This window comes from Methylobacterium sp. 88A (assembly GCF_000376345.1).
GTDB lineage: Bacteria > Pseudomonadota > Alphaproteobacteria > Rhizobiales > Beijerinckiaceae > Methylobacterium > Methylobacterium bullatum.
The window spans coordinates 12,555-27,715 of sequence record NZ_AQVT01000001.1 but is presented as its reverse complement, the minus strand read 5'-3'; the positions used below and the strand labels follow the sequence as shown (position 1 = coordinate 27,715).

At 69.3% G+C, this 15,161-nt stretch carries 14 protein-coding genes; 2 read left to right on the top strand and 12 right to left on the bottom strand.

The window, feature by feature from the left end; genetic code table 11:
• Window positions 1-214: 214 nt before the first annotated feature.
• Window positions 215-2,767 carry an ABC transporter ATP-binding protein gene (locus A3OM_RS0100130; protein WP_018041695.1) on the top strand — a complete coding sequence of 851 codons (2,553 nt, stop codon included), beginning with the start codon at window positions 215-217 and terminating at the stop codon, window positions 2,765-2,767.
• Between the two features lie 90 nt (window positions 2,768-2,857).
• Here the strand turns inward: A3OM_RS0100130 and A3OM_RS0100125 are convergent, their stop codons facing one another.
• Entirely contained in the window at window positions 2,858-3,250 is a 393-nt protein-coding gene (locus A3OM_RS0100125) for a RidA family protein (protein WP_018041694.1), read from the bottom strand.
• Window positions 3,251-3,516: 266 nt separating this feature from the next.
• Between A3OM_RS0100125 and A3OM_RS0100120 the strand changes: the two genes are divergently transcribed.
• Window positions 3,517-4,707 (top strand): murein L,D-transpeptidase family protein, encoded by a 1,191-nt coding sequence (locus A3OM_RS0100120; protein ID WP_018041693.1) that lies wholly within the window; start codon window positions 3,517-3,519, stop codon window positions 4,705-4,707.
• A gap of 271 nt (window positions 4,708-4,978) precedes the next feature.
• Here A3OM_RS0100120 and A3OM_RS0100115 read toward each other — a convergent pair whose 3' ends face one another.
• The 11 genes from A3OM_RS0100115 to obgE all read right to left on the bottom strand — a co-directional run bounded on the left by A3OM_RS0100115 (window position 4,979) and on the right by obgE (window position 15,088).
• Entirely contained in the window at window positions 4,979-6,202 is a 1,224-nt protein-coding gene (locus A3OM_RS0100115; protein WP_026175569.1) for a divergent polysaccharide deacetylase family protein, read from the bottom strand.
• A gap of 161 nt (window positions 6,203-6,363) precedes the next feature.
• Window positions 6,364-7,686: a S41 family peptidase gene (locus tag A3OM_RS0100110; RefSeq protein WP_018041691.1), complete on the bottom strand. Its 1,323-nt coding sequence runs from the start codon at window positions 7,684-7,686 to the stop codon at window positions 6,364-6,366.
• Window positions 7,686-9,065, bottom strand: a complete 1,380-nt coding sequence (locus tag A3OM_RS0100105) for a peptidoglycan DD-metalloendopeptidase family protein (protein ID WP_051074291.1) — start codon at window positions 9,063-9,065, stop codon at window positions 7,686-7,688. The genes A3OM_RS0100110 and A3OM_RS0100105 overlap by 1 nt, the downstream gene beginning before the upstream one ends.
• Window positions 9,062-9,562: a 23S rRNA (pseudouridine(1915)-N(3))-methyltransferase RlmH gene (rlmH, locus tag A3OM_RS0100100; RefSeq protein ID WP_018041689.1), complete on the bottom strand. Its 501-nt coding sequence runs from the start codon at window positions 9,560-9,562 to the stop codon at window positions 9,062-9,064. Before rlmH ends, A3OM_RS0100105 begins: the two co-directional genes overlap by 4 nt.
• Before the next feature lie 32 nt (window positions 9,563-9,594).
• Window positions 9,595-10,026 carry a ribosome silencing factor gene (gene rsfS / locus A3OM_RS0100095; RefSeq protein ID WP_018041688.1) on the bottom strand — a complete coding sequence of 144 codons (432 nt, stop codon included), beginning with the start codon at window positions 10,024-10,026 and terminating at the stop codon, window positions 9,595-9,597.
• Window positions 10,027-10,099: 73 nt separating this feature from the next.
• Complete coding sequence (locus tag A3OM_RS0100090; RefSeq protein ID WP_018041687.1) at window positions 10,100-10,711, bottom strand: nicotinate-nucleotide adenylyltransferase; 612 nt, start codon at window positions 10,709-10,711, stop codon at window positions 10,100-10,102.
• Window positions 10,712-10,746: 35 nt separating this feature from the next.
• Entirely contained in the window at window positions 10,747-12,045 is a 1,299-nt protein-coding gene (locus tag A3OM_RS0100085; RefSeq protein WP_018041686.1) for a glutamate-5-semialdehyde dehydrogenase, read from the bottom strand.
• Window positions 12,046-12,152: 107 nt separating this feature from the next.
• The gene (proB, locus tag A3OM_RS0100080) at window positions 12,153-13,307 is read right to left on the bottom strand and encodes a glutamate 5-kinase (RefSeq protein WP_018041685.1); all 1,155 of its coding nucleotides are present in this window, start codon (window positions 13,305-13,307) and stop codon (window positions 12,153-12,155) included.
• Complete coding sequence (locus tag A3OM_RS0100075; protein ID WP_018041684.1) at window positions 13,304-13,726, bottom strand: type II toxin-antitoxin system VapC family toxin; 423 nt, start codon at window positions 13,724-13,726, stop codon at window positions 13,304-13,306. The genes proB and A3OM_RS0100075 overlap by 4 nt, the downstream gene beginning before the upstream one ends.
• Window positions 13,726-14,001 (bottom strand): type II toxin-antitoxin system VapB family antitoxin, encoded by a 276-nt coding sequence (locus A3OM_RS23255; protein WP_018041683.1) that lies wholly within the window; start codon window positions 13,999-14,001, stop codon window positions 13,726-13,728. The genes A3OM_RS0100075 and A3OM_RS23255 overlap by 1 nt, the downstream gene beginning before the upstream one ends.
• Window positions 14,002-14,053: 52 nt before the next feature.
• Window positions 14,054-15,088 (bottom strand): GTPase ObgE, encoded by a 1,035-nt coding sequence (obgE, locus tag A3OM_RS0100065; RefSeq protein ID WP_018041682.1) that lies wholly within the window; start codon window positions 15,086-15,088, stop codon window positions 14,054-14,056.
• Between the last annotated feature and the right edge of the window lie 73 nt (window positions 15,089-15,161).

Sequence of the window (15,161 nt, the reverse complement as noted above, 5' to 3'; positions counted from 1 at the left end):
AAGCGGGCTGTGGGGGGAGCGGGCGCCGAGGACGCCGGGGAGACACAAACCTAGGAGTGTTTGGCACGGCCGACAACCGCGGAGGCGCATGTGCCGGGCGACACGACAAGATTCCTCACCGGCGGACTCGCGCCTTCCCTGCCCGGCGGCGATCCTCTAAGCCGACCTCGGATGATGGACCGTACCCGGCGCGGGCCGCCGGAGGGAAACGTCGATGGATCGTGATCCGATCGCCTTCGCCTGGAAGTCGGCGCGGACACTCCAGGTTTCCGCCATCGCCCTGACCTTGGGGATCGGCCTTCCCCTCGCTTTGTTCGCCCTGCTCTGCCTGCGCGATCTCGTGAGCGTCCTGGTCCAGGCACCGGCGCAGACCGTTCCCTTCCTCCGGATCGCCATGGAACGGCCCTGGAACGCGGCCGGTGAGCCGGCCCTGGTGGCCGTCTCCGGCTGGCCCCTTCCGCCCGTCGACGTGATCCTGTGGGCGCTGACCGGCCTCGCCGCCGTCGCCATGCTCGCGGCGGCCCTGGGCTGGATCGTGGCCCGCCTGTGCTTCTCCGCCCAGTCCCGGACGATCCGTCTCCTCAACGAACGGGTGACCACGGCGATCCTGCACGCCCCCACGGCCGCACGGGACGAGGCCCGCAGCCTGGCGCAGCATGTGGGCGCGATGCTGGCGCGGCTCGACACCCTGTTCGGCCTCGGCATCGTCGTCCCGGTCACCGCTCTGGCGACCATCATCCTGGCCCTCGCCATGGCCGGCCTCGCTGCCCCGAGGCTGGTGCCGACGGTGGCGGTGGGCCTTCTCGCCGCCGCCCTCGCCCGCCTCCTGATCCTCCGCCGCACCCGCAAGCGGACGATCCTGCGCCTCAGTTCCGGCGTCTCGGCGGAACGGTTCCTCTCCGACCTCATCCGGCGGGTCCCGGCGGTGCGTGCCCATGGGGCCGAGGCGTTCGAGCGCGACCGTCTCGCGGCCAGGGGGGCGGCGATCCGCGATGCCCTCGCGTCCGCCGAATCCTCCCTCGCCTTCGCGCGGGCGCCCTCCCTCGCCCTCGGCGTCCTGCTGCCCGCCATCATGCTGGCCGTGGCTCTGTGGCGCGGCGAGAGCGGCACGGCGCCTCCCGTGGCGCCCGGCGCCCTGGTGGCGGCCGGCGGTGGCTTCGCCCTCGCCGTCCTCGCCCTGGCGGTGACCCTGCGCCTGCGCTCGATCCACGAGGGGGTGTCCCCGGTCTTCCGCGATCTCGCAGCGACCCTCGTCTCCCTCGAAAGTCGCGGCGGCTACAGGCCCGGGCCCTTCGCCGCCTTGCCGAAGGGCGGGACGCTCGCCGCGTCCGGGGTCGGCGTCTACGATCCCGCCAGCGGGGAGCGCCTCACCGGTGTCGACGTCACCGTGGCAATGCCCTCTCACCTTGCCATCGTTGGCGAACGCGGCAGCGGCGCGCGGGCGCTGGCCGCCCTGCTGGCCGGCCAGCTCGAACCCACGGCGGGGTCGGTGACCTATGACGGGATCGACCTGCGCAGCCTCGATCCGGCCGAGCGGGCCAGCCACATCGCCCTGGCGGGCGCCGAGGCGATCCTGATCGAGGGCACGCTGGAGCAGAACATCCTCTACGGCGCGGCGCGGCAAGAGCGTCCCTCGGAGACGGACCTCATCGAGGTGCTGCGCCTGACCGGGCTCGACGCCTTCGTCTATGCGCGCGGCCTCGAAGGCACCGTGGATCCGGCGGCCGAGCCGGCCGTCGCGAAGACGATCGTCGCCGCCCGCCACGCCGTGCGCGAGGCCCTGGTGGCGGACAAGGCGGCGCGGCTGGTGGAGCCGTTCGATCCTGCCCGCTACAACCATCAGGCGACGGTGGGCGAGAACATCCTGTTCGGCGAGGCCGTGGGTTCCGCCTTCTCCGGCAGCCATATCGCCGCCCATCCCTACCTGCGCGCGGTGCTGGAGGCCGAGGACCTGACCCGGCCCTTCACCGAGATCGGGCTGCAGGTGGCGCGCAGCACCATCGAGATCTTCGCCGACCTTCCGGACGATCACCCCCTCTTCGATGCGTTCTCACTGTTTCCCGCGGCCGAGCGCGGATTCTTCGAGGATCTCGTCAGCCGCCAGCCCGAAGCGAAGGGCTGGCGCCGGGGACCGGCGGGACAGCGCGACCGCAAGCGCCTGATCGGGCTGGCGCTCCGCTACAGCGAGACCCGGCACCGGTTCGGCCTGATCGACGCCGCCTTCGAGGACCGCATCGTCGCCGCGCGCCATTCCTTCGCCCGGCTGATGCCGCAGAGCCTGCGCGCGAGCGTCGAGTTCTACGATCCCACCCGGCTCAACCCGGCCGCCAGCCTGGAGGAGAACCTGCTGTTCGGCCGGATCAACGGCGAGGAGGCGGGGGCCGAACAGCGTGTGCGGGCGCTGGTGCGCCGCGTCCTCGTCCAGCAGCATCTTGAATCCGCCGTCTACCGGCTCGGCCTCGCCAGCCGCGTGGAGCCGGGCATGGGCGGCGGCGGGGCGAGCCTCGGAGAGAACGCCATCGGCTCGCGCGAGCGCATCGGCATCGACCTCGCCCGCTGCCTCGTGCGCAAGCCGGACATCGTCGTCGTCGCCATCGCCCTCGACGACGGCAAGTCCGCCGAGATCCGGGAGCGCCTCGCCAGCCTGCGCGCGGCGAGGGCCGGTCGCGGCCTCATCGTCTGCCTGCCGAGTGCCGACACCCTCGACGCGAACGATCCCTTCGGCGCGGTGCTGCATGTGGAACGCAACACGGTACTGGCCGCCTGACCGGGCCGTGAGACGCCCCTCCTCGTCGCCGCTTTTCCCAGTTGGTCCGCTTCGCCACGCCGCTGCCGCTGCCGCTCAACAGTGGCGTGGCTAGGCGGGCAGGAACGCCATCGCATCCACCTCGACCAACATGTCGGGGAATGCCAGCGCCGCAACGCCGATCAATGCGCTGGCCGGGGGGCATTCGGCGTTGATCCAGCGATCGCGCACCGCCCGGATGACCGGTAGCTGGCTTGGATCATAGTCCCGGACATAGATCGTGAGACGCGCCACGGCGCTGAAATCGGCACCCGCCGCCTGAAGCGTCGCCTGCATGTTCTGGAACACCCGATCGAGCTGGGTTGCCAGATCCCCGCTGACCACTTCGCCGGTGCCGTCGAAGGGGACATGGCCCGAGAGGATGAGCAATCGGCCTTCTGAAACCAGCATCGCCTGCGAGATGCCGGGTATCGAGGGACCGGGCGGATTGATGGGTCGCAGCATCTCGCTTCTCCATTGCCGGCATGGGGCGACGGCCCACGAATGCCAGGCCGACGATACGTCTCTCCGATGTGATCTTCGCGACAGAGCATCCCTCGAGCCGCAGAACTCCGCATTTCCATCGGCGTCAGTGATCGTCGGTCGACCAAAGAAGGAAGGCGGGGGCGCTTCCCCTATTGCCGCCCCATTGGGATGGGATAAGCAAGGCTTCGTGCACCCTGTTGCACGGTGCCGGCGGTCGGTCGGTGCATCCCTCTCCAGGGCCGGGCATGGTCGTTCTACCCTCGCCAGTCGTACAGCGCCGCGCCGCCTGGCTTCTTCTGTTCGCCCTGGCGCTCGCCGTGCCCGGCATCGCGCGGGCGCAATCGGCCAAGGCCACCGCGCCGATCCCGGCGGCGACCCTCGCGCTGATGAGCCAGAAGGGCACCAGCGCCTCGGCACCGGTCCTGTTCAGGGCCTACAAGAAGGAATCCGAGATCGAGGTCTGGAAGAAGGCCGCCAGTGGGCGCTTCGTCCATATCAAGACCTTTCCGATCTGCCGCTGGTCGGGCCAACTCGGCCCCAAGCGCAAGACCGGCGACCGGCAGACGCCGGAAGGGTTCTATTCGGTGCCCCCGCGCCAGATGAACCCGAATTCGAGCTACTATCTTTCCTTCGATGTCGGCTACCCCAACGCCTACGACCGTGCGCAGGGCTCCACCGGCTCGGCCGTGATGGTCCACGGCGTCTGCTCGTCCATGGGGTGTTTCGCCATGACCGACCAGGTCGTCGGCGAGATCTACGCCATCGCCCGCGACGCCTTCGCCGGCGGACAGGCGGCATTCCAGTTCCAGTCCTACCCGTTTCGGATGAATGCGGCGAACATGGCCCGCTACCGGACGGACCCGAACATCGCCTTCTGGCGCCAGCTCAAGGAAGGCTCGGACCGGTTCGAGGCGACGGGCGAGGAGCCCAACGTCATCGTCACCGCCGGCCGCTACGCCTTCCTCCCCTATAAGGACCCTGCCCTCGAATCCCTGGTGACGGCGCGCCGGGTGCAAGAGGAGGCGCGCATCGCCAGCCTCGTGGAGGAAGGGAGTGCCGCCGTGCGCACCACCTATTCCGACGGCGCGCAGCATCCGTTCTGGGCCGCCCTCTCCGCCAAGGGCGTCTCCCTCGGCGATGTGAGCCGGCCCGAGGCCCTGGCCTATGCCGGCCAGGACGTGATCGTGATCCCGGCCCAGCGCCGCCCGATCCTCGTGGCGGAAGCGGTCTGGTCGCGCTGGATGGTGGCGGCCTCGGTTCCCGCGCTCATGCGGGTGCGCGGGTTCAAGCCGGCCTACGAGCAGGCGCCGTCGCGCTTCGCCGTCCTCGTCACGCGCTACGATCAGACCCTGCCGACGATCCTCTCGGCCTCTCTCACCGGACAAATGCCGGCCCCGACCCCGCCGGCCATCATAGAGACTCTGGCGCAGCGCTAGCGCATACGGATGAGCGGGTTCCCCTCCCCCCGCGCGCGGGGAGAGGATCACAGGCACCTTGTCGTGCCTGTGATGAGCGGAGCGAGGGTGAGGGGGCGGTTCCGAATGAGCCTCACCCCGGACGAGCCCCCTCACCTTCGGCTACCGCCTCGACGCGCTCCCCGACGAGAGGGAGACGCGTCCCTCTCCCCGCAGGCGGGGCGAGGTGATGCTCACGCCCGGACCGCACGCGGTCGCTCAGCTCAGCCGAATAACTCAGCCGCCGCCCCTCTCACGGCCCCGCGCTCGACAGGCGCGCGGGCGGCGTCCCTCGCAGGGCGGTGCTGACGGGGACGAGGCGGATGCCACGGGTTTCGAGGTCGCGCGACCAGCGGGCGATCCGCTCGATCGTCATGGGCATCGCCCCGGCCGAGGCCAGCGCGAACCCGTTGGCCTTGGCCTGGGCTTCGAGCCGGGCGAGTTCGCGGTCGATCGCCTCGGCCTGGGGCATGGCGTCGAGGACGATCTCGGCGCGGGCGACGGGAATCTTCAGCTTGCCGCCGAGAGACGTGGCCAGGGAGCGCGACGAGGTGCCGTCATCCACGAAGCCGAGCCCCCTGGCGCCGATCTCGCGCAGCACCGGTTCGAAGGCGGCCGCATCGCCCTCGAGCTTGGCTCCCATGAAGTTCACGAGGCCGACATAGCCCCCGAACCGGCTCATCACCCAGGACAGCCGGTCGAGATTTTCCGGCGGTCGCGAACTCGTCAGCATGGTCTGCGGGCCGGGATCGCTGTCGGGATAGTCGAACGGCTCCATCGGCGCCTGAACCAGGATCTCGTGGCCGAAATCGCGGGCGCGGGCAACGCTGCGTTCGAGGTCGCCGCCATAGGGCGAGAAGGCGAGGCTGATTGCGGGCGGTAGCTTGGCGATGGCGCCTGCCGTGGCGGCCTGCCCGACGCCGAGGCCGGTGACGAGAATGGCGATGCGCGCGCCCGGCGCCCCCGCGCCGGGATCGGGGCGGGCATAGACGTCGAGGGGCCGGCGGCGACCGTCGCCGATTTTCGGGACGTTGCCATGACGGCCCCGTTCCATCAGCCGGGGATCGGGACCGGCGAGGCGCACGGGTTCGCTGTCGGGCACACGGATGATCACCGCCTCGGTGGGGGCCTCCGTGCCGGCAGGCCGCACCACACGGACGCCCGATGCCGTCTCGACCTCGCCGGCCGAGCGCGGGGCAGATGGCGGGGGCTCGGGGGCCTTCGCCACGGGGGGAGGAGCCGCCGGTTCGCGCAGGGTGATCGTCGCGACGGCGGACGGCTCGCCGCCCTGGGGGTCGCCAACCATCGCCAGGACGGTGAGGCCGATGGCGAGGCCCGCCACCGCCATGGCGACCACGGCCGCCGGGCTCATCCGGGGCATCGAGACGCCGCGCAACCGCTGGCCGAGCGTGCGGGACGCCGCAGCACTCTTGGTCCCCAGCGGACGGGTCAGGATGTCGTCGGTGGCCACGGTCAGCCGTTTCCCTGAAGGCTCGCGACCGACGGATGCTGGGCGCGCACGATGCGAGAAACGAAGCGGCCCGCAGAGTCGGTTCTCACCGACATTGCGGGCCGCGCTGGTTAATGTTTGTTTAAATCCGGCGACACGAGTCGCGTTTCAGGACAGTGCCGGGATCGTCAGTTCGGAACGGCGGCCTTCGGCGTGTTGGCCGCGCCCTTCTGGATGCCGCGGATGAAGTCGACGGCGGCGATGAGCTGCTTGTCCTTGGCCGGGTCCGGCGGGACGTAAGCCGACGAACCGCCGCGCTCCTCGACATCCTTCTGCTTGAGGTGCCCTTTCAGGCCGGCCTCGCCCTTGGTCTCGTCCTTGCCCTTCAGCTCGTCCGGGATCTCCTGCAGGACCTCCTGGTCCGGCTCGATGCCCTTGGCCTGGATGGAGCGGCCCGACGGCGTGTAGTAGCGCGCCGTGGTGAGGCGCAGGGCGCCGCTGCCGCCCAGCGGGATGATCGACTGGACCGAGCCCTTGCCGAAGGAGCGCGTGCCGAGCACCGTGGCGCGCTTGTGATCCTGCAGGGCGCCGGCCACGATCTCCGAGGCCGAGGCCGAGCCGCCATTCACCAGGACGACGATGGGCTTGCCCTTGGTGAGGTCGCCGGACTTGGCCGAGAAGCGCTGGGTCTCGTCCGGGTTGCGGCCTCGGGTGGAGACGATCTCGCCCCGGTCGAGGAACGCGTCGGAGACCGACACCGCCTGATCGAGGAGGCCGCCCGGATTGTTGCGCAGGTCGAGGACGTAGCCCTTCAGCTTGTCCTGGCCCACTTCCGTGGAGAGCTTGTCGATGGCGTTGCGCAGGCCGTCATAGGTCTGCTCGGTGAACTGCGTCAGGCGGATGTAGCCGACATCGCCGCCCTCGGCCCGCGAGCGCACCGGCTTGATCTTGATGACGTCGCGGTTGAGCACGACATCGATGGGATCCTTGGACTCCTTGCGGGAGATCTTGAGCTTCACCGGCGAGTTCACCGGACCGCGCATCTTGTCGACGGCCTGGTTCAGGGTGAGACCCTGAACCTGGTCCTCGTCGATCTGCGTGATGATGTCGTTGGTGAGGATGCCGGCCTTGGAGGCGGGGGTGTCGTCGATGGGACTGACCACCTTGATCAGGCCGTCCTCCATCGTGACCTCGATGCCGAGGCCGCCGAACTCGCCCTTGGTCTGCACCTGCATGTCACGGAAGCTCTTCGAGTCCATGTAGCTCGAATGCGGGTCCAGCGAGGTGAGCATGCCGTTGACGGCAGCCTCGATCAGCTTGGCCTCGTCGGGCTTCTCGACATAGTCGGTCCGCACCTTCTCGAACACGTCGCCGAACAGGCTGAGTTGGCGATAGGTCTCCGCGGAGGCCGCCACCGCGCTGGTCCCGGAGAGCAGATGCGTCTGGGTCGCGAGGAGGGAGGAACCGACGCCAAGAAACGCGCCGGCCAGGACTAGGGAAATCTTGCGCATTATCCGCGAACCTTCTCGCTGGGGCTCTTCGCCCACCACGGCTCCGGATCGATGGAGCCGCCGTCTTTCCTGAACTCGACGTATAGAACCGGCCCGTCACGGTCGCCCGGAGCGGTGCCCTGGCCGCCCTCACCCATGGCCGCCACCGGTTCCCCCGCAAGCACGAACTGTCCGACCTCGACGCTGATCTGATCCATACCGGCCAGCAGCAGATAGTAGCCATCGCCGGCATTGATGATCAAGAGTCGTCCATACGAGCGAAACTGCCCGGCGAACGACACCCACCCATCGGACGGAGACGAGACCACCGCCTTCGGGCGGGTCGCGAGCGATATGCCGCGGGTCGTTCCGCCATTGCCGTCGGGCTGGTTGAAGCCGCGCAAGGTCGCGCCGCTTACGGGCTTGGGCACCTCGCCGCGGGTGTCGACGAAGCGAATCTTGGGGGCGAGCCGCGCGGGATCGCGCGTGCCGGCCGCCGCGAAGCGCTCCTGGGTCGCGCGCGCCTCCTTCGTCTCGGCGGCGCGGGCCTCCTCCGCCGCTCGGCGGGCCGAGGCGACCTCGTTCTCCATCCGGTCGAGGAGCTCCTTCAGACTTTTCGCCTGGACGCCGAGCTCGGCCGTGCGCGCGCGCTCGGTGACGAGCCCGCTCTCCACCTCGGCGAGGCGGGTGCGGCGGGCCGAGATGAGGGCGTTGATCCGCTGCTGCTCCCTGGCCCAGCCGGTGAGGTCGTTCTGCAGGCCCTCGCGATCGGCGGCGATGAGCCCCTTCAGCCGCACCATCTCGGTGAGGTCGGCGGCCAGGGTCTCGGCCTCGCCGCGCAGTTCGGGCACCACGGCCCCGAGCAGCATCGAGGTGCGGATCACGGCGAGCACGTCCTCCGGCTGGACCAAGACGGCCGGGGGCGGCCTCCGGCCCATGCGCTGCAGGGCGGCGAGGATTTCAGCGATGACGCCCCGGCGGGCTTCCAGGGAGCGGCGGATGCCGGATTCGCTGGCGGTGAGCGTCTTCAGGCGCTCCTCCAGCCGGCTCATCCGGTCCTCCGTCGCCTGGGCCTGGCGTGCGGCATCGAGGAGGGCGGCATTCAGCTTGGCCCGGTCTCCGGCGACCGAGACGATCTCCGCCTCGAGCTTGGCCCGCGCGCCGGTGGAGGCGGCAAGCTGCTCCTCGATCCGCTTCAGGTTCTCGGCGCGGCGGGCCTTCTCGTCGATGGCGCGCTGCACCGCGTCGGTGGCGGCGGCATCCTGCGGTTTCGGCGCGTCCTGTTGTTTCGCGCTGTCCTGGGCCTGGGCACGACCGAGCGCCAGCACCGCCATCGCCGCCAAGGCAGCGATGCGGATCGCTCCGCCGTCAGGCCCGCGCCGCGCGTATCCGCCCCTCATGCGTCGATGTCGCCCCGGTGATAGGGATGTCCCGCAAGGATCGTCAGCGTTCTGTACACCTGCTCCAGGGCCAGCACGCGCACAAGGCCGTGAGGCAGGGTGGCCGCCCCGAAGGCGAGGGAGAGGTCGGCGCGCGTGCGCACCGCAGGCGCCAGCCCGTCGGCGCCGCCGATGGCGACGACCAGGGTCGCCGTGGCCGCGTCGCGCCAGGACGCGATCCGCTCGGCGATGCGCTCGCTGGTCCAGTCGGAGCGCCCGCGCTCGTCATAGACCAGCAGCACGCTCGACGCCGCCGGGGCATGGGACAGGATCATTGCCCCCTCCTCCACGCTGCGGTCGATCGCGCGCCGGGCCCGGCTCTCCGGGATTTCGACCACGTCGCAGGCGGTGAGACCCAATCCGCGACCGAGCTGGACCGCCCGTTCACGATAGCGCGAAGCCAGGTCCCGCTCGGGACCGGGCTTGAGGCGGCCCACCGCCGTCACGAGCAGACGCACGCGTCAGGCGCCCCGCGCCATCGGGCCGGTACTCAGCCGGCCATGAGGTCGGTGGTGGGACGATCGGCGCCCCACATCTTTTCGAGATTGTAGAAGCCTCGGACTTCCGGGCGGAAGATATGGACGATGATGTCGCCCGTATCGATCAGCACCCAATCGCAGGCGGGCAAGCCCTCGACACGGGCCGTTCCGAAGCCCTTGGACTTCATTTCCTGCAGGATCCGGTCGGCGATGGCGCTGACATGGCGCTGCGAGCGGCCGGAGGTGATGATCATCGTGTCGGCGAGCGAGGTCCGACCGGCGAGATCGATCTCGATGGTTTCCTCGGCCTTCATGTCCTCGAGACAATCGAGCGCGAGCGCCTTGAGATCGCCGATGCGCTGATCGGTGGCGTGGTCGGAACCTGTGGTCCCGGAAGGGTGCGAATCGGTCAGTGTCTCGATTCCCGAAGTGACGGCGGTCATTTTACCTGAACAATCTATAGTCTGGAGAGAGTGGAACGATCACTCTCCGTTTTCAAGAGTCGCGACGCGCTCGTCATCGTCCGGCCCGGAGGGCCGTGGACGACAGGGTCGAGCGCGGGCCATGGAGAAACACCCAGGCCGGGGGTTCGAGATCGGCGAGGAGACCCGCATCCGATTCGTCGATGCGCCATCGTCCCATCGCCTGCGCCCCTCGGGCGCTCGGCGCCGTCAGGGTGAAGCCCGGCCTATCGATGATGGCAATCGGCATCGTGGCGGCGATAGCACGAAAATCGCGCCAGCGGTGAAATGCCGCGAGAGAGTCGGCCCCCATGATCCAGACGAAGCGCACGGCGGGGTGGCGGGCCTGGAGGTAGGCGAGGCTCTGGCGGGTGTAGCGGGCGCCGATCTGCGTTTCGAAACCGGTGATGGCGATGCGCGGATGGTCGGCGACGGCGGATGCCACCGCGACCCGCGTCTCGAGGGGGGCGAGAGCCGTGCGGTCCTTGAGCGGGTTGCCGGGGGTGACCATCCACCAGATGCGGTCGAGCCGCAGCCGTTTCAGCGCCACGAGGCTCACGTGGCGATGGCCGAGATGGGCCGGATTGAAGGACCCGCCATAAAGGCCGATCCGCAGACCTGGTACGGCGGGAGGCAGCCGGACGAGCCCCTCCGCCTCAAGCCGCACGGGTGGAGCCGACACGCCGCATCAGGCAGGCCGCATCAAGGACGCGTCTGCCCGCGGCCATGGACCCGGTACTTGAAGGTCGTCAGCTGCTCGACGCCCACCGGACCGCGCGCATGCATGCGCCCGGTGGCGATACCGATCTCGGCGCCGAAACCGAACTCGCCGCCATCGGCGAATTGCGTCGAGGCGTTGTGGGTGACGATGGCCGAATCGACTTCCGCGAGGAAGCGCGTCGCCTCGGCGGCGTCGGCCGTGACGATAGCGTCGGTATGGTGCGAGCCGTTTGCCTCGATATGGGCGATCGCCGCGTCGAGCCCGTCCACCACCTTCACGGCGATGATGGCGTCGAGATACTCGGTGCGCCAATCGATCTCGGTGGCGGCGGTGACCCGCGCATCCACCGCCTGCGTCGCCTCATCGCCGCGGACGCTGCAGCCGGCCTCGATCAGCGCCGTGACCAGGGGGGCGAGGTGGGTCTCCGCCACGGCGGCATCGACGAGCAGGGTCTCGGCGGCGCCGCAGATGCCGGTGCGGCGCATCTTGCTGTTGATCACCAGGGTGCGGGCCATGTCGAGATCCGCGCCGGCCGCCACGTAGACGTGGCAGATGCCGTCGAGATGGGCGAAGACCGGGACCTTGGCCTCGGACTGGACGCGCTCCACGAGGCCGCGCCCGCCACGGGGCACGATGACGTCGATGCAGCCGTCGAGGCCCGACAGCATGGCGCCCACCGCCGCGCGGTCACGGGTGGGGACGATCTGCACCGCGTCCGCCGGCAGACCGGCGGCCTCCAGCCCCTCGCGCATGGCACGCGCGATGGCCATGGCGGTGCGGTGGCTGTCCGACCCGGCGCGCAGGATAGCGGCATTGCCGGCCTTGAGGCACAGGGCCCCCGCATCGGCGGTGACGTTGGGACGGCTCTCGAAGATGACGCCGACGACGCCGAGCGGCACGGCAATCCGCTCGATCAGCAGCCCGTTCGGGCGCTCGAACGCCGCGAGCTGGCGACCGACGGGGTCGGGCAGCGCGCCGATCTTGGCCACCGCATCGGCCATGGCGGCGAGCCGGCCCTCGTCGAGGGTGAGACGGTCGATCAGCGCCTGGGTCTGTCCGCTGGCCTTCGCGGCGGCGACGTCGCGCGCGTTCTCGGCCAGGATCGCGTCCCGGCTCGCCCTCAGGCACTCGGCCACCTGGCGCAGGGCGACATCCTTCGCCTGGGCCGAGGCCTGGGCGATTTTGCGGGCGGCCGCGCGGGCGCGGTGGCCGATCTCCTGCATCTGCTCGGTGAGATCGGGGGCGGCGGCGAAATCGGATCTCAGGTTCAGAACGGGCACGGTCTGTTTCCTCGCAGCTCACCGTTCAAGGCGATGGCGGCATATCGATTGTGCCCTCATGCCATGCGTCGAGGCGGCAAAACAAGCACATTGCATAATAGTCGAGCCTATTCTCCCGCCATTGCGAGGTCATCGCGATGCACCATTTCAGCGCGACCGGGATGAGTAAGCAATTCTGCGATCTCCCGACTCGGGCGACCGATGATCTGTGCCGCCTGTGCACTGTCATAAGCCACGAGGCCACGCCCGAGGGTGCGGCCCTGCACGTCCCGGATGATCACAGCGTCCCCGCGCCCGAAGTTTCCCGACAGTCCGGTGACACCGACGGGCAGCAGGCTCGCGCCGCCCTGCAGGGCGCGGGCCGCCCCGGCATCGATCACGAGGATACCGCGCGGCTCGAGCGAACCGGCGATCCAGGCCTTGCGCGCGGCGACGGGGTTCGAGCCGGACAGGAACCAGGTGCAGCGCCCCCCCTGCAGGATGGTACGCAGGGGGTTCTTCTCGCGCCCGTCGGCGATGATCATGTGGGTGCCGCCGCTCGCGGCGATCTTGCCCGCCTCGACCTTGGTGCGCATGCCGCCCCGCGACAGTTCCGAGGCCGGCCCGCCCGCCATGGCCTCGATCTCCGGCGTGATCCGCTCGATGAGGGGCAGATGACGCGCGTTCGGGTCGCTTGCGGGGGGCGCCGTGTAGAGGCCGTCGATATCGGAGAACAGCACCAGCACGTCTGCCCCGATCATGGTGGCGACACGGGCGGCGAGACGGTCGTTGTCGCCGTAGCGGATCTCGCTGGTGGCCACCGTGTCGTTCTCGTTGACCACCGGCACGGCACGGACTTCGAGGAGCTTCAGCACGGTGGCGCGGGCATTGAGGTAGCGGCGGCGCTCCTCGGTGTCCTGCGGCGTCACCAGGATCTGGCCCGCCGCGATGCCGTGATGGCCGAGCGCCTCGGCCCAGTAGCGCGCGAGCGCGATCTGCCCGACGGCGGCGGCGGCCTGGCTTTCCTCCAGGCGAAGGGTGCCGGGCGCGTAGCCGAGCACCGTCCGCCCCAGGGCGATGGCGCCCGAGGAGACGACGAGGACGTCGACGCCCCGCGCATGCAGATCGGCGATGTCCTCGGCGAGCGCCGCCAGCCAGGCATGGCGCAGGCGACCGCGCGCGCGGTCGACGAGCAGCGCCGAGCCGACCTTGATGACGACGCGGCGGAAATCCTGAAGGGAGGGGATCTGCGAAGAAGCGTTTTGGTGAGAAGAGGTCATCATCGGGAGCTTTGCACGGCGCAGGCGAGGTCCGTTCGTGAAAAATCGTTGCCCTTGAACAGGAGCGGCACGCCCGCCGCCTTCGCGACGGCATACGCGAAACAGTCGCCATAGTTGAGGGCCGCGGGATGGCGTCCCTTGCCGAAGCGCAGGAAGGCCTCCGTGGCCAGTCGGAGGTGCATCGCATCGAAGGCCACGACGCGGATGTTGGGCTGCTCATCGAGATACTCGACGAGTGTCCACTGATCGTCGCGTCCTGTCTTCACCGTCATGACACGGTGAAGCTCCGCAAGAGTCGGCGTGCCGATCAGGCAGATGGAACGGTGGAGAACGCGGCCGTAATCGACGGGGCCGTCTTCGCGCAGGAAGATCGCCACGAGGGCCGAGGTGTCGACGGCGATCGTATGATCCGCCGCAGTCATCAAATCGGCAGGCCGTTCTCGTCGTACATGTCGGAATGGTCAGACGTCGCGCCGGGCAGCTTGGTGGCCGCGCTCCGAGCCGACAAGGCCCGCAATTCCTGATATCTCCGCTCCACTTCCTCGGGGGCCAGCACGTCCCAAGCCTGGGACCGGCGATCCTTGAACTCCCTCAAGGCTGTTTCGACCACATCGGCGATGGATGTCCTGCTGGAGCGAGCCAGGGAATGTGCGATCTCGTAGGCGACGTCGCTCCTCACATTCAGTTGCTTCGTCATCCTCGAACTCCACCGACGGCAGCACGTAGCTTAGCGCTACATGCCCATGCCCTCAAGGCTGCCAAGCCTCCGCCGGCTGGGCCTCGGCCTCGGCGGCCTTGGCTTCCATCATCTCGCGGGTGATCGCGCGCAGAGCATCCTGCACGCCGAGGCCGGTAGCCGAAGACAGGATCAGCGGTTTGGACTTGGAGGCCCGCTTCAGTCGCGCCACCTGTTCCTTCAGCGTATCGGGATCGACGGCATCGGACTTCGACAGGGCCACGATCTCGTGCTTGTCGGCTAGGCCGTTGCCATAGGCCTCCAGTTCCTTCCGCACCAGCTTGTAGGTCTTGCCGGCATGCTCGCTCGTGGCTTCCACGAGGTGGAGCAGCACGCGGCAGCGTTCCACATGGGCGAGGAACTTGTCGCCGAGGCCGACGCCGTCATGCGCGCCCTCGATCAGGCCGGGAATGTCGGCGAGCACGAATTCACGCTCGTCCGAGCGGACCACGCCGAGGCCCGGATGCAGGGTGGTGAAGGGATAATCGGCGATCTTGGGCCTGGCCGCCGTCACCGTCGCGAGGAAGGTCGACTTGCCGGCATTGGGCAGGCCGACGAGGCCGGCATCGGCGATGAGTTTCAGGCGCAGCCAGATCCACTGCTCATGGCCTTCGAGGCCCGGATTGGCGTGTTTTGGCGCGCGGTTCGTCGAGGTGGTGAAATAGGCGTTGCCGAAGCCGCCATTGCCGCCCTTGGCCAAGCGCACGCGCTGCCCGATATGGGTCATGTCGGCGATCAGGGTCTCACCATCCTCGGCGATGATCTCGGTTCCGGCGGGCACCTTCAGCACCACATCCGCCCCATTGGCGCCGTGGCGGTTCGAGCCCATGCCGTGCTCGCCCTTCTTGGCCTTGAAATGCTGCTGGTAGCGGTAGTCGATCAGCGTGTTGAGGCCGTCGACACACTCGACCCAGACATCGCCGCCCCGGCCGCCATCGCCGCCGTTGGGGCCGCCGAACTCGATGAACTTTTCGCGCCGGAACGCGACGCAGCCGGCGCCGCCGTCACCGGAGCGCACATAGACCTTGGCTTCGTCGAGGAATTTCACGGGTGTTCTCGTCTCTGTCGTTCATTCGCCGAGCGCGGGGCCTACCGGCTCCGGACCTTGGCGAATCACATGC

Bases quoted from the DNA above. Each gene is read 5' to 3' on its own strand.
- A3OM_RS0100130 (WP_018041695.1), top strand. From the start codon at position 215: ATGGATCGTGATCCGATCGCCTTCGCCTGGAAGTCGGCGCGGACACTC.
- A3OM_RS23255 (WP_018041683.1), bottom strand. From the start codon at position 14,001: ATGACGAAGCAACTGAATGTGAGGAGCGACGTCGCCTACGAGATCGCA.
- A3OM_RS0100075 (WP_018041684.1), bottom strand. From the start codon at position 13,726: ATGACTGCGGCGGATCATACGATCGCCGTCGACACCTCGGCCCTCGTG.
- A3OM_RS0100105 (WP_051074291.1), bottom strand. From the start codon at position 9,065: ATGAGGGGCGGATACGCGCGGCGCGGGCCTGACGGCGGAGCGATCCGC.
- A3OM_RS0100110 (WP_018041691.1), bottom strand. From the start codon at position 7,686: ATGCGCAAGATTTCCCTAGTCCTGGCCGGCGCGTTTCTTGGCGTCGGT.
- proB (WP_018041685.1), bottom strand. From the start codon at position 13,307: ATGATGACCTCTTCTCACCAAAACGCTTCTTCGCAGATCCCCTCCCTT.
- A3OM_RS0100125 (WP_018041694.1), bottom strand. From the start codon at position 3,250: ATGCTGCGACCCATCAATCCGCCCGGTCCCTCGATACCCGGCATCTCG.
- A3OM_RS0100120 (WP_018041693.1), top strand. From the start codon at position 3,517: ATGGTCGTTCTACCCTCGCCAGTCGTACAGCGCCGCGCCGCCTGGCTT.
- rsfS (WP_018041688.1), bottom strand. From the start codon at position 10,026: ATGACCGCCGTCACTTCGGGAATCGAGACACTGACCGATTCGCACCCT.